This is a genomic window from Psychrobacter sp. AOP7-A1-24, from assembly GCF_052376235.1.
Classification (GTDB): domain Bacteria; phylum Pseudomonadota; class Gammaproteobacteria; order Pseudomonadales; family Moraxellaceae; genus Psychrobacter.
Window position 1 is genome coordinate 1 of sequence record NZ_JBQSVM010000026.1, and the last position, 15,344, is coordinate 15,344.

Annotated in this window: 7 protein-coding genes; 2 read left to right on the plus strand and 5 right to left on the minus strand. The window is 44.9% G+C overall.

The window, feature by feature from the left end:
- Positions 1 to 81: 81 nt before the first annotated feature.
- Entirely contained in the window at positions 82 to 642 is a 561-nt protein-coding gene (locus tag ACT3QQ_RS09700; protein ID WP_444527854.1) for a fasciclin domain-containing protein, read from the minus strand.
- Between the two features lie 811 nt (positions 643 to 1,453).
- Here ACT3QQ_RS09700 and metH point away from each other — a divergent pair.
- Both metH and ACT3QQ_RS09710 read left to right on the plus strand, forming a co-directional pair.
- Positions 1,454 to 5,140 carry a methionine synthase gene (metH, locus tag ACT3QQ_RS09705; protein WP_444527876.1) on the plus strand — a complete coding sequence of 1,229 codons (3,687 nt, stop codon included), beginning with the start codon at positions 1,454 to 1,456 and terminating at the stop codon, positions 5,138 to 5,140.
- A 207-nt stretch (positions 5,141 to 5,347) separates the two neighbouring features.
- Positions 5,348 to 6,277 carry a bile acid:sodium symporter family protein gene (locus tag ACT3QQ_RS09710; RefSeq protein ID WP_444527855.1) on the plus strand — a complete coding sequence of 310 codons (930 nt, stop codon included), beginning with the start codon at positions 5,348 to 5,350 and terminating at the stop codon, positions 6,275 to 6,277.
- Between the two features lie 121 nt (positions 6,278 to 6,398).
- Here the strand turns inward: ACT3QQ_RS09710 and ACT3QQ_RS09715 are convergent, their stop codons facing one another.
- The 4 genes from ACT3QQ_RS09715 to ACT3QQ_RS09730 all read right to left on the minus strand — a co-directional run bounded on the left by ACT3QQ_RS09715 (position 6,399) and on the right by ACT3QQ_RS09730 (position 15,342).
- Positions 6,399 to 6,554, minus strand: coding sequence for a DUF2256 domain-containing protein (locus ACT3QQ_RS09715; protein ID WP_444527856.1), 156 nt, complete (start codon positions 6,552 to 6,554; stop codon positions 6,399 to 6,401).
- Positions 6,555 to 6,606: 52 nt separating this feature from the next.
- Complete coding sequence (locus ACT3QQ_RS09720; protein ID WP_444523689.1) at positions 6,607 to 6,768, minus strand: DUF2256 domain-containing protein; 162 nt, start codon at positions 6,766 to 6,768, stop codon at positions 6,607 to 6,609.
- Positions 6,769 to 6,819: 51 nt separating this feature from the next.
- A complete protein-coding gene (locus ACT3QQ_RS09725; protein WP_444527857.1) occupies positions 6,820 to 12,990 on the minus strand; it encodes a DNA repair ATPase in 6,171 nt (2,056 codons plus the stop codon).
- A gap of 339 nt (positions 12,991 to 13,329) precedes the next feature.
- Positions 13,330 to 15,342 (minus strand): hypothetical protein, encoded by a 2,013-nt coding sequence (locus ACT3QQ_RS09730; protein ID WP_444527858.1) that lies wholly within the window; start codon positions 15,340 to 15,342, stop codon positions 13,330 to 13,332.
- Between the last annotated feature and the right edge of the window lie 2 nt (positions 15,343 to 15,344).

The following is a 15,344-nucleotide window of genomic DNA, read 5'->3' on the forward strand; positions in this document are numbered from 1 at the left end:
CCACTGTCTAATAATAAAATCATTACAGACAATGGCTGCTTAACCTTGCAATAAGTACAGTTAGTATGACTACGTCAATACTTATTTAGGCAATAAAACTTTATCGATCACGTGCACAACACCATTGTTGGCAGCAATATCAGTTTTTACAATATTGGTTGTACGACCGTTTTCATCTTTCAATTGGCCTTGATCCGTTACCATCAATGTGTCTTTACTAAGCATAGCGATCGCACCTGGCTGTACATCTTCAGCATATACTGGTGCAGCGCCGTTAATCACATGATAACCCAATATTTTGGTCAGCAATGGCTTGTTGGCAAACAATTGATCTTTTGTCATACCTGTTTCTTGCAATACTTGTGCAAATGCTTCATTGGTTGGTGCAAAGATAGTGAAATTAGCATTAGGATTAGACAGTGGTGCAGCGAAACCTGCTGCTTCTACTGCTTCAACCAGTAATGAGAAGTCAGCATTGCTTTGTGCAATCTGTACCACGTTCATATCCGACACAGCTTGGCTACTTGTAGGGGTTTGAGTTGACGCATCTTCACTGCTACTTGGTGTCATATTATTACAAGCACTCAGTCCTGCAATTGAAAGTGCCAATGTACCCATAGTAGCAATTTTAGTAAGTTTCATAGTTATATCCTTAAGTATTGATGATTGAGTATTCTCAAATGATGGTAATGTCATCTTAATGGTTAATTTGCATTTCGTAGACAACCATTACGTCGATTAAAACGGCTTTAGTAAAAGCGATTAACACTCATTAGTAAGTATTACTTACGAAATGCTAATTCTTCTGAAATCAAATTAGCATCTCAAAAAAGTTTATCAAGATACCTTTACGCTGTTTTTGTAGTGGCGGTGTAAGTTCTGTCTGACTTTTAAGTGTCATGTTTGTCGTTAGTTTATACAAGCAAAGCTTTATGTAATTTTTGAGTGAATAATGATTCATTTATACCTATTTTTTTGTGCAACAAACTCTCATACCATATTCGAAATATAGACAGCATATTAAGGTATGTCCACAATCTAATCGGTAGTCATTTAGATGAATTGAAAATAGCTAACTCTTACCAAACAGTGCTAAACGATGTCGAATAACTGACTAATAATTCGATATTATTTGCGCTATCTTGCTTATTCAACTGCCATCTCTCTCATTTTTATGACCATTTATAAAATGAGGACATGCCCTAGTGATATTGCCAAAGCGGAATAAGCACGACACCATGTGATGTGTGATTTTCATGCTAAAATAGTGCTACTTTTTTATAAAAACCACACCCTACTTGTTATTCCTTCCTTTTATAACCTTGACGATATAAGCAGCGCTCCTATGACCCAAGCAACTGACTCACAAATCGATGCAACTTCTAGCCCATCACAATCTGCCGATGACTTTGTCCTGACGCCACCTGCCGTATTTCCTTATAAAGAGCAACAAATAACGGCACGGACACGTATCACCGAACAAATGGCGTCGCGCATTTTGATGCTAGATGGAGCGATGGGTACACAGATTCAGACCTATAAACTAGAAGAAGCTGATTATCGTGGTGAGCGTTTTGCAGATATTAGCCTAGACGTACGCGGTAATAACGACCTGCTGGTGCTCTCACAACCACAGATGATTAAAGAGATTCATGATGATCATCTTGGTGCTGGTGCAGATATCATCGAAACCAATAGCTTTAATGGTACACGCCTGTCGATGGCCGATTACGATATGCAGTATCTGGTGCCTGAGCTAAACAAAGAAGCGGCCAGACTGGCACGCGAGGCAGCCGATGCCTTTACTGCAAAAACACCAGACAAGCCGCGTTTTGTCGCGGGTGTGGTTGGCCCCACTTCACGTACCTGCTCGATATCACCGGATGTCAATGATCCTGCGTTTCGTAACATTACCTTTGATGAGCTAGTACTTAATTACCGTGAAGCGACATTGGCCTTGATTGAAGGTGGTGTCGACCTTATTCTGATCGAGACCATCTTTGATACGCTCAATGCCAAAGCAGCGATATTTGCGATCACTGGCGTGTTTGATGATATTGGTTTTGAATTACCCATTATGATATCGGGTACGATTACTGATGCCTCAGGTCGCACGCTATCAGGGCAAACGGCTGAAGCGTTTTATAACTCGGTTCGCCATGCCAAACCTTTATCAGTCGGCTTCAACTGCGCACTTGGTGCCGATGCGCTGCGCCCACATATTCAAACCTTATCCAATATCGCTGACACTTATGTCTCAGCCCATCCAAACGCTGGTCTGCCCAATGAGTTCGGTGAGTATGATGAAACGGCTGAAGAAACGGCAGCATTGCTAGAAGGCTTTGCCAAAGCAGGTATCTTAAACATCGTCGGCGGCTGCTGCGGTACTAGGCCAGAACACATCCGCCAAATTGCTAACATGGTAAAAAACTATGCACCGCGCGTGATTCCCGAAATCGCGCCTGCCTGCCGCTTGTCTGGACTTGAACCATTTACCATCGATACTGATAGCTTGTTTGTCAATGTCGGTGAACGTACCAACGTGACAGGTTCTAAAAAATTCCTACGCTTGATCAAAACCGAAGCCTACACCGAGGCGCTTGATGTCGCCCGTGATCAAGTAGAGGGCGGCGCACAAATCGTCGACATCAATATGGATGAGGGCATGCTCGACTCCAAGCAGGCGATGATTCACTTTGTCAATCTTGTATCAGGTGAGCCAGATATCAGCCGTGTACCGCTGATGATTGACTCCTCTAAATGGGACATCATCGAAGAAGGGCTAAAGCGCACGCAGGGTAAATCTGTCGTCAACTCTATCTCACTCAAAGAAGGTCATGATGAGTTTGTCGAAAAAGCCAAACTGTGTATGCGTTACGGTGCCGCTATTATCGTGATGGCCTTTGACGAAGACGGTCAGGCCGATACTTACGAGCGCAAAACTGAAATCTGCCAGCGCAGCTATGATGTACTGGTCAATGAAGTTGGTTTCCCATCCGAAGACATTATTTTTGACCCTAATATCTTTGCCGTCGCAACCGGTATCACCGAGCACAACAACTACGGTGCTGACTTTATTAATGCGACTAAATGGATCACTGAAAACCTGCCTAATGCCATGGTATCGGGCGGTGTGTCTAACGTATCGTTTAGTTTCCGTGGTAACCCAATCCGTGAAGCCATCAACTCGGTATTTTTATTTCACGCGATCAAAAACGGCCTGACCATGGGTATCGTCAACCCTGCCATGCTTGAGTTATATGATGATATTCCAAAGGAAGCGCGTGACGCTATCGAAGACGTCATGCTCAACCGCAATCAAGGCGAGACTGGTCAAGATGCCACCGAGCGTCTGATGACCATCGCTGAAAACTATCAAGATGGCGGTAAGAAAAAAGACAGTACAGTCGATATGAGCTGGCGTGAAGGTACAGTAGAAGAGCGCATCGCCCATGCTCTAGTCAAAGGCATTACTACATTTATCGAAGCGGACACTAAAGAAGCGTGGGAGAAATACCCCAAACCACTAGAAGTCATCGAAGGCCCATTAATGGACGGTATGAATATCGTCGGTGATTTATTTGGTGCAGGTAAAATGTTCCTACCGCAAGTGGTCAAATCTGCCCGCGTAATGAAGCAGTCAGTCGCTTGGCTCAACCCGTATATCGAAGCCGAAAAGGTCGAAGGCGAAGTCAAAGGTAAAATCCTCATGGCGACCGTCAAAGGCGACGTGCATGATATCGGTAAAAACATCGTCGGCGTGGTGCTCGGCTGTAATGGCTACGACATCATTGACCTCGGCGTGATGGTGCCTTGTGAGACTATCCTCGATACCGCGATTAAAGAAAAAGTCGATATCATCGGTCTGTCTGGTCTAATTACCCCAAGTCTCGATGAGATGGTCTATGTGGCCAAGCAAATGCAAGAGCGCGACATGACCCTACCGCTTATGATTGGCGGTGCGACCACTTCTAAAGCGCATACCGCGGTTAAGGTGGAGCCGCAATATCAAAACGATGGCGTCATCTATGTCACTGATGCCTCGCGCTCAGTCGGTGTGGTGACCAAGCTGCTCTCAAAAGAGCATCGTCAAGCGCTGATCGATGAGACCCGCGAAGAGTATACCAAGGTACGTGAGCGTCTGGCCAAGCGTAAGCCAAAAGCGGCAAAAATCACCTATGCTGAGTCGATTAAAATGGGCTTTAAAGGTGACTGGGACAATTATGTGCCACCAGTGCCTAATAAACTGGGCCAAGTGATATTGAATGACTACCCTATCAGCAACTTGCTACCGTATATTGATTGGACGCCTTTCTTTATCTCTTGGGGACTGGCAGGTAAATATCCAAAAATCTTGCAAGATGATGTGGTCGGTGAAGCGGCTCGTGACCTGTTTAATAATGCCAATGAGCTGATGCAAAAGATGATTGATGAAAAATCAATCGTCGCTAAAGGGGTATTTAAACTCATGCCCGCTCGCCGTACTGATGCAGATACCGTGACGGTCTATGACAATGCGCCTAATGATGGTGGCAGCCCAACCTATCAGTTCGAGCATTTACGTCAACAGAGCGATAAAGCAAGTGGCAAGCCGAACTTTAGCTTGGCTGACTTTATCTCACCATCAGAGACACATACCGATCACTTGGGCGGCTTTACTGTCTCTATCGTCGGTACAGAAGCACTCGCTGAGCAATATAAAGCGGCAGGCGATGACTATAATGCCATCATGGTACAGGCATTGTCTGATCGCCTAGCAGAAGCATTCGCTGAGCATCTGCATGAGCTAATCCGTAAAGAGTATTGGGGCTATCAGCCAACCGAGTCACTCACCAATGATGAGATGATTAAAGAAAAGTATGTCGGTATCCGCCCTGCGCCTGGTTACCCTGCTTGCCCTGAGCATACGGAAAAAGGCAAATTGTTTGATTGGCTGGGTACGGTCGATGCTATCGGTACGACGCTAACCGAAAGCTATGCGATGTGGCCTGCGTCGTCGGTCAGCGGATTCTATTACTCTCATCCTGAGAGTGAGTACTTCAATGTCGGTAAGATTAGCCGTGATCAGTTAGAGAGTTATGCTGAGCGTAAAGGCTGGAATATGAAGACTGCTGAGAAGTGGTTAAATCCGAATTTGTAATCGATTGGCTAATCAACTTATAGAAAATTAATAGTAATTTTTTGGCTTATTCATTTAATATGAGTAAGCCATTTTTTATGGCACTTTCTTTATTTGTCATCAGCAAACTTATCGCTACGTTCATAGCAAAATACTTTTATCATTTACTAGCAATAACCATGCTAGATTATTGTCTATTCTATTATTTTTATCTTTGTGAGATAGGCTATGAATCAGATTGCATTACTTTCTAGTTGGATTGGCAAAACCTTTGCAATCTGGGCATTGGTCAGTGCTGTTTTAGGATTTATTTTTCCTACATTTTTTGCCTCATTGGCTTTTTTGATTGTGCCGATACTTGGCATTATTATGTTTGGTATGGGTATGACGCTCAAAACGGAAGATTTCCTAGAGATTGTCAAACGCCCCAAACCTGTACTAGTAGGACTGTTGGCACAGTTTACGCTCATGCCCTTGATCGCTTACCTATTAACCGTCATCTTTAACCTTGACCCTTTAATCGCGGTCGGTGTCATTTTGGTCGGGTGTTGCCCTGGCGGTACGTCTAGTAACGTAATTACGTTCTTAGCCAAAGGTGATGTGGCATTGAGTGTGGCTATTACTTCTATCTCTACCTTACTAGCACCTTTTTTGACCCCTATTCTATTAAATGTGTTTGCCGGTCAGCTCATCGATATCGACCTAGCCAGTATGATGATGACTATTACCAAAATCGTTATCCTACCCATCTTATTGGGTATTATTTTTCATAAATTTTTGGGTAAAAAGACCGAGTTCGTCACCGAGGTATTGCCGATGGTGTCGGTATTGGGTATCTCTATTATCATCGCGGCAGTGGTTGCCGTATCTAAAGCGACTATATTGGATAGTGGTGCTATCGTATTTATCGTGGTGGCCTTACATAATATGCTGGGTTATAGCTTGGGATATGTGCTCGCGCGCTTGTCTGGATTTACGGAGAGACAACGCCGCGCCATCATGGTGGAAGTGGGTATGCAAAACTCTGGTCTAGGCGCTGCCCTTGCGGCAACTTATTTCAACCCTGTCGCTGCCCTGCCGAGTGCGATATTTAGCGTGTGGCATAACTTTAGTGGCGCACTGGTTGCGAATATTTTTGCGAAGAGAGATGCAAATTAGTCTGTAGTAAATGCATTCAAAATTATGGCTGACTATAGGTATGTGATTATAAAAAATCACACACCTTTTTATTAGAGACAGTTTTCTATTGAATTTTGACTAAAATCACTGCCTTATACTTTCATTTCGTTGTACTTTCCTTATCCTTCCCACGCCGACACCGCTCAGAACAATACACCACCTGCTCCCAATCTTTCTCCCACTTCTTACGCCACGTAAATGGGCGCTGGCAGACGGGGCATGTTTTTTGCGGTAGGTTTACTTTTTTATGTGCCATCGTCTGCTCCCTTATCTTTATCTTTTCAAATTTTTATGACTAAACCTGAACTTTATTTCTGATGCTCGACACCCTCATACTTCTTAACTCGGCGGCACTGGTCTGAGCAATAAACCATATTGTCCCAGTTTTTGTCCAACTTCTTTGTCCAGCTAAACTCGCGCTCACAAACTGGACATTCTTTTTTGCGGACGTTCTTCTTTTTGTGCGCCATAACTTTCTCATTGGTTTGTTTATTACATTAGTCACTGGTCACTATAGTCTACTAATCATAATCGTCAAATATCTTATTTAGGCGATTGAGACTGTTGACAATTAGCTTGCCAGATTGATCAGTACTGGTATCAATCGCCAGCTTCTCATCCATACGCATCGTCAATGGCGCCAGTGCTTCTTTGAGAGCATTTACCATCAGTGCAGTCTGCTGCTGCACATCAGGTATATCGCTCTCTGCTAGCTGGTTGTCATTTAGCTGATTGTCATTATTGCCAACCAAGCTGTCTGCCATTTTTTGCGCTAGTTGCTCTACCGCATTGACCAGCTGCACCATGAGCTGTTTTTGTACATATTGGTTTTGCTTGAGATGCTCGCCTTCAGCTTTATGATCATGCTTATAGATTTGTATCAGCTGGCTCATACTCTTCTCAAAGCCATTGTCGATGCTGTCGCTGACCACTTTGGCATTGTTCATGAGGCTATCGGCGAGGACTTTTTGTGCTTCTATCTGCGCCTCAATCTGAGTGTCTAACTGCGCTTGTTGTCCTGCTTCGCGTAAGCGAGCGATTTTCTCTGGATCATTTTTGGATAAGTAGGTTTCAAACTGGCTACTGATGGCATTGAAGCCACTGGCCAAGTCAACCAGTTGGGCGACGATACGCGCACCTGTATCACCATTTTCACCGCCCATTGCTTTGTTACGTAAGAAGTCCGCTTTGATCTGCTCCCAACGTGCTTTTTCTTCTTCGCTCAAGGTGCCGCGCATCTCACCAAGTTTGAGTAAGTTGCTCTCCGCGCCTTGGGTCAATAGCTGCGACTCGCCCAGATAGTGATCATCTATTAGCTGGTTCAGCTCACTTTCATTCATGACCGCCGACAGCTTTTCGGTCACCTTATTCATATTACGATAACTGCCTTGCAGCTTAAATATCGGCTCAACACGGTATTTATCATCTTGTGAAGCAGAGGCGATATAGGCCTGATTGACGTCCAAAATAACCGATTGCACAGCAAACATATGACGCAAGATCGCGACAATTTCATTAATCTCTGAAGTACTATACGGATAGGTCAACTCGCTACTTTGTGCTTGGGCAAGGTTAGCATTGTCCGCTTTTGCCATTTTAATCAAACGATGTACATCGCTTAAATCACGGTTGGCCATTGGTGCAAGTACCGTATTAGAAGTCAGCGAGTTTTCGATATAACTGAGGGCAAACACCTCTTCCATACCGCTCATGATATCGCCTAAGTTGTAGATATCGGCACGGTTGGCCAGCATATCAGGCACTTTAAATGCCTCGCCGCTTTCGGTGTATGGGTTACCTGCCATGACCACGCAGAATTTTTTGCCACGCATGTCATAGGTTTTGGTTTTACCTTGCCAGACGCCATCGATACGGCGTGTGCCATCACCCAATGAGATGAATTTTTGCAAAAACTCCGCATGCGTATGCTGAATATCATCGAGATAGAGCATGACGTTATTGCCCATCTCAAAGGCTAAGTTGATTTTATTTAGCTCTTCTCGGGCGGTCGCATTTGGCGCTTTTTCGGGATCTAACGAGGTGACATCATGACCGAGCGATGGACAGTTAATCTTCATAAAGATTAAGCCCAAACGGTTTGCCACGTATTCCATCAATGTCGTTTTACCATACCCTGGTGGCGATATCATCATCAGGATACCCATCAAATCGGTACGTTTATCTTCACCGACCGTACCCATCTGCTTAGCGAGGTTGTCACCGATAAGTGGCAGATAGCTCTCATTAATCAGGCGGTTACGTACAAATGAGGACAACGGACGCGGCATAAACTCGTCGAGTCGTAACGTCTCTTTTGAGTCATGCAGTATCTCTGAGCGCATGGCCAGATAACGTCTATAAGCAGGAATGACTTGGGTATCATGATGGTGTAGACGATTGAGAAAATCATCAACGGCAAAGGTTAAGGTCTGCTGATGAATACGTGGATGCTCACCCAACAGGTTATTGACTTGTATTTCAAGCGATACCTTGCCCGTACTGCGCTCAAAGCTTTGCACTTGATTGAGCGGATTATTGATACTGGTCAATGACGTGATCGATGAGGTGGCTGATGAAAATGACAAGGCCGATGGTGTAGCATTCACACCTTGATTATCTATTTTTTTACTACCTTGCCTTTTATTAAAAGCCCCTTTATCAAAGCTGACACCTGAGTCAATCAGTCGCTGCACCAAAGCTTCACGTTGGGCATCGTTCAGTTGAGTGAGTAAAACAGCAATCGCCTCTGGCACATAATGACGGCCACTCTCTAGCTGCTGCTTGCGTAGCGCTTCTTTTTCTGCGGTTTCGGCCAGCTGCTCTTCACTGAGCTCGCCGTCTTCATCGGTACCATCAGCTGCTGCATTGGCCGAGTCAGTATCACCGTAAGTTTTATCAAGTAACGCATGAAACCATGTGCTCAATAGCTCATAGGCTGATTTTGGCTGAAAGCCAAGCTTGCCGATTGAGAATTGTAATTGATCAAAACTAGCAGTCGCTTGCATACTAGCTGATGAAGCGCTTAGTGTTTGGCTTAGCTGCTCACACAACTGCTGCGCTTGTTGGCTGGTTTGCCAGTGTATTTTATGTGTACTGGCATTCGGGGTAACGGCTTGCATTGACTGCCCCATGACACTAACCAGATACTCACAGGCCAGTTGCACATAGCCTAGTTTAAAGATACTAGCACTGTGATCGTCACTTATATTTTCATCTGTGTCTACAGTTGACTCTTTAACAGCTTCATCACTACTGTCGTCGTTATAGGTGCTCACAAAATCACGCATCACTTGAGCCATGTCTTCGACCAATAGCGATTTGGCCTTATCACTACCCAATGCACGGCGTAGCTGCTCGGCAGTCGCGGCTCGATCCGTCCAGTTACTCGCGCGCGTTAGCACAGATTCATTTAACCAAGCGTCATAACCGAACTGACGTAAGCTGTCTAAGCCAAGCGCTTGTACGATATTGAGCTGCCAATAAAACAACTGCGCCAATGCTCGTACTTGCGGGGTATAAATCAGCAGCCCTGCCTCACGTAGCGTCGGCAATATCTGCATCAGTAATAACGTCGCATCATGATCATGAATGCCTTTATCATAACCTAGCTGATAGCGAGGGGTGGCATACGCTTTGACCAATTTGGATAACGGGCTGTCATCATCAATATCACCATTAACATCGAGAGTAATGATGGTCGCATCGTATGCTTGATATAGACGCTCTTCGGTTAGGCCGTCCTGACTGTTTTTGGCGCTCTCAATGATGCTGTAGGCCAAATACTCAGCGCGGTACACCTTGTCAGACTCAGAAGCGATATTCATGTCCCAATACGGGCGCAAGGCGTTCAGCTCAGTATTATTGAGCACTTCATAATAGTCTGTGCCCGTTAGATGCAGGTTTAATACACGTGTGCCATCTGACTGCTGACGGCTCAATAAAGTCAAATCCAATGGCTGAGTATTGACCGAAAAACGGTGCTTGCCTAGTTTTATGATCTGACCACCATCTTCAAACAAGTCCGACTTGTCTTTTAGACTCTTATAACTCTCGATTTGAATGGCTTTTAGGCGAGCGTCGATGTCATCTGCTTTGACGCTAAAGTCCATCGCTTGTAACTCTTTTGCGATGTTACGGACTTTTTGCACCAGACCATCAGCCGCAAAATACGTATTGAGCGCTTCTTCCTCGGTAAATCCTGTGACACCAGTGCTTTGTGTCCGCTTCTTGATACTTTCGAGCATTCGCAGCGCGCCATCACCTAAGTTTTGCGCTTTACGGTTACGAGCATCGAGCAATTGCTGCTTGTGATTTTCAAAGGTCTCGTAAATCTCTTCACGCTTACTGATGATATCGGCTAAAAACTGATCGCCGCTGTTGGTCTCTGGATCAGCGAACTGGCTTTCTAATTCTTCTAACTGTACTAGCAACTTTGCCATTTGCTCATCTGATTTCTCAGGGGTATTGGCAATAGATAACGCATTGGCAATCGACTGCCCAAACAGCTTAAACTGCGCACCAAATTGCGCCACAGCCTCAGCCGAGCCTAAGTTTTTACGCTTATGATTAAGCTTGGCTTTGCTCTGGTTTAGACTGGCATAAATGGTCGATATGTCGTCGATAATTTGCGTACGCACCGTGGCATCGGCTACATCTAACGTGCCCAGCAGCTCAGTTAGTAGATCCAAACCTTGCGCGGTCTCATCGATTTTCTCTAGTACTGGCTTTAGCTCCGCATTGGTTTCAGCGGTATTTAAGCGCTCACTGACATCGACTAATATACCTTCGTAGCTTGATAGTGCCTCTTCACCACTCAAAAACAGTACGGTCTTTTCAGCCAACTCGCTCTCGGCTTCTTCTAACTGCGTCTGCAATGCTTGTAGTTTATCGGCATCTAAATAACGCAAATCCTCCAAACTAACCAAGCGGCCTTTTTGGCGTCTTAATGCGGACAACTGATCGACATAATCACTGGCAGACTCAAAGCTAGTGATGCGTATCTGCCGCAAAATCTCACTTTGCTGCGTATCGGCATCGCTTAATGCGGTTTGGGTTTGCTTTTGGATGCTTTGTACTTTAGCGAACTCGTCAATGACCAGCTCAGCCGTGGCCGTGACTTCTTTAATACTGCTGGCGACTTCGCTCAGCTCAGGCTCAGACAACCAGTAATAGCTGTCAAAGAGTCGGCTAGTATTATTGGTCAGCTCTTCATAGAGCTTCTGTGACACGCTTTGATTATCAATCAGGCGCGTGATGCTATATAGATCGGAGATGCCGCGTACCAGTTCTTTATTACCAATTTTGCCATAAAAACTGGTGCTCTCAGGCAACTCACTCACATATTCGTGTGAGGCATAAGGCGTGTGCCATATCTGCATCGGATGAATGCGAGATGGCTCACTTTGGTCGCTAAACAGTACCAAACGCCCATCCTCTGCCAACGCCATACCGTTACAGTAAATAGGGTTTGCCAATTGCTTTTTAATCAAATTATAAGGAAACAGGCCTGTAACGCCCAAGTCTCTGTCATAGAATAAGAATAGTACGTCTTCTCCATTTGGCGATACAATTTTACGCTTAAAGCGCAGGTCGGTAGCGCCAACATTATTCGCCTCAAACAGCTTATACTCACCGGTCTGTAGGTAATAACCACCCGGAAACATAATGCCATGGTCTTCTGGTAGCTGAACACACGACTGTCCAATCGCATCCAACCGCATAACCGCTTCGGTCAAAGTGTTATAAACAAAATAACGGTAGTCCTCTTCGCGATAAGGCAGTATTTTGAGCAGTATTAGACTGCCGACTTTGGCATAAGCAATCTCAGCATCAGTCAGCGATTGGGTGCGATCATTGACCGGTTCGCTATAAATCCCCTGGCCGGACTGCGTATTGTCCTCAATTTTTATGGTCAGATCGCCACCGACCGTTTCCACAAATATCGTATCTAAGATATTCATATGTGGGTATTTGCCATTGATCATCTGATCACGGGTGGTCTCAATCCAGTCGAAATCATAGGCAGGCGGCAACTCGATATCACGCTCACCTCGATTATCCACATAAGCGACTTGCGCCGACTCTGGCGTACCTTGACTAAAATCTAGCGCAAAACGGAACACTCGAATATCAGTGATGCGCTCACCAATCTGAAACGCCAACAGTAGCTTACTGTCTTTGACTGTTATTTGAATCAGGCGCGTTTGCTTGTAATAGCGATATAGCTCATTGAAGTCTTGGACAAAAGCATCTTGATCTAAAAAAGCACCCTTTAAATCGACTTCTTCGAGCTGATATTCTTCTTCGTTACCAGCTGGCTCGTTCAGACGATATAGCGACAATACATCCTTAATATTGCTCGCACGCTTGAGTCCCATAAAGACGTTATAACCAAATAACAGATAATCACCAACCTGCACCATATCCTGCGCCACACAATTGTGCTCGGTACGAATACGAGTACGGGCGATGACTTGCATCTGGGTGCTGCCAAACTCTTCGAGACGCGCGTTATTTAGCGTCGCAGTCTGCTGCTCTAAACGGCCGCCTTGTTCCGTCAGACGTTTTTTGATTAGCTCATAAGCATTGCCTGAAGCAACTGCCTGATCGGTTTGGTTTGCTTGATTAGCATTATTATTCTCGTTGCTATTATCGTTGCTATCTGAGTTCTTTGAAGTTTGCGTATCCGCCATCGTTGCTCGTCCGTTTCTGTTTTTACATAATAAGAGAATGTTGGGCAATAAGGGAAATAAGGCATTTAGGGCTTGTTGAATATGCCCTAATAAGTAGCACTTGGCTAATCTAAGAAAACGAAACATCACTGCTGTTTTTTTAGATTAGCCAACTCATCGTTATTCGTCGTTTTGAATCACCCTGAGTTAGCCAAAAAAATCTGCCGCCTAAACGACAGATTTTGAATTGCAGAGAATATTACTTATTCATACTGTTTGATAAAAACTTACTCATTAGTATTTGCCTGCTAATACCTGCCTATTAATACTTGTCTGCTAATAACAGGCAGTCAGTCCCTATTAATAAGTCGTTTTATCGTCATTTTGCTGGTTGGTTTTCATAGCTTGACTGGCCATCACACCGTTGATGATACCGCTCAATGTGTCTGACTTACCCGCTAAGCCATCAATGGCTTTACCGATAGACAGTGACTTGGCAAAGTTGTCAAAGAAATGCGCTTCGCCGCCAACAATATCAATTTTGGCTTTCTGTAGCGCCACTGCCAATACTTCAGCATTTTCTTTGGCAATCTCTTTACCAGCGTCAATAGAAGCAAGCGCTTCTTGCAAGGCAGTTTCAAGCCCCATGCGGAACTCTTCGTGCTCACGCGCTTCTTTATTCATACTACCCATAGCATTGAATTTTTCGACCAGACCATCTGCTTCGGCTTGGAAGTGCGCGCGAGTAACTTCGGCTTTTGCCAATCCAACTTCGCGTTCTGCTTTGGCACTAGACTCACCGCGAGCCGCGATGATTTCAGCATCGACCATGCCTTTTTCACGCTCAGCTCTGGCGGTAGATTCGCCGCGAGCCGCGATAACTTCGGCATCTGCCATGCCTTTTTCACGTTCTGATTGCGCTTCGGCTTGTCCTGTCGCTTTGATGATGTTGGCTTTAGCGATGCCTTCTTTTTCAAGCGATGAAGCCTTGGCTTCTTGAATAGCGGCTTCGGCGAAACCATGTGCCGACTTTTCTGCTTTGATACCTTCGGCCATTTTAATTTTGGCTTCTGAATCTTTGGCTGATGCTTCAAGATTAGCGGCAGCAAGCGTCGTAATTTCAACAGCTTTGTGCTTAGCAGACAACTCTTCTGCTTCTGCTTTTTTGACCTGACGTACTTTGAGCTCTTCGGCATCGGCTTCGGCTGCTAAGACGCGAGTTTGCTTATCTCGATCCGCTTCACTAACTTCACGAACCTCTTTGATGCGCTCTTCTTCTTGTGCCACAGTTTTGTCTACCGCGATACGCTCACGAATCACATTGGCGATTTCTTTTTTCTCAAGCTCAATGGCACGTTCTGCTTCGATACGTTGCAGATCAACTTCACGTTCACGAGAGACGACTTCTAAATCACGAGCACGCGTGACTTTCTCTTCTTCGATAACGACGGCGCGCAAACGATTTTGGCCAGCCACTTCGATCTCACGCTGCTGATTTTCACGCTGAATCGCCAAGTCTTGCTCAACCGTGATAATCGCGGTTTCAGACTTTTTGCGCTCTTCTTCTTCAATTTTGCGAGTTTCGGCCGTTTCTCGAGCTATCACTGACGAGATTTCGCGCTTCTGCTTGGCTTCCGCATCAGCTTGTTGACGCTCAAGCTCTAGCATCGCCTCTCTGGTTTCAACGTTCTTTTTCTTGACCGCTAGCTCTTCGTCACGCTCAAGCTCATTGGTAATAACATTTTGCGTGGCAGTTAACTGGGTAATCTTTTTGATACCTTCAGAATCCAAGATATTACTTGAATCTAATGACATTTTTGGCGTTTGCTCTAGATAATCAATCGCGACATCTTCTAGGACATAGCCGTTTAGATCGTTACCAATTTCTTGAACGATACTGTCACGAAACTCACTGCGATTTTCGAACAGTTTGACGAAGTCTATTTGCTTACCAACGGTTTTTAGTGCTTCAGAAAACTTGGCATTAAACAGCTCATTAACAGCGACTTTGTCTGAAGCTCTCTCAACTCCGACTGATTTGGCAACTTTTAGTACATCTTCTTCGGTTTCATTGACGCGTAAATAAAATGCCACAGTGATATCAGCACGCATGTTGTCTGCGCAAATCAAGCCTTCTTTACCACGTCTATCTACCTCTAACGTGATGAGCGAGATTCTCATCAGCTCTTTTTTATTGATAACTGGCCAAACAAAGCCACCATCAAAACGTACGGCTATTTTGCTCACACCATTGATAATTAGCGCTTTGCCCTGCTCAACCTTGAAGTAAAAGGCTTTGAGCATTAATAGTGCTGCCATCACGAAAACAAACGCCAGCACCACAACCACGCCGACGATAATGAGTATGTCCATGT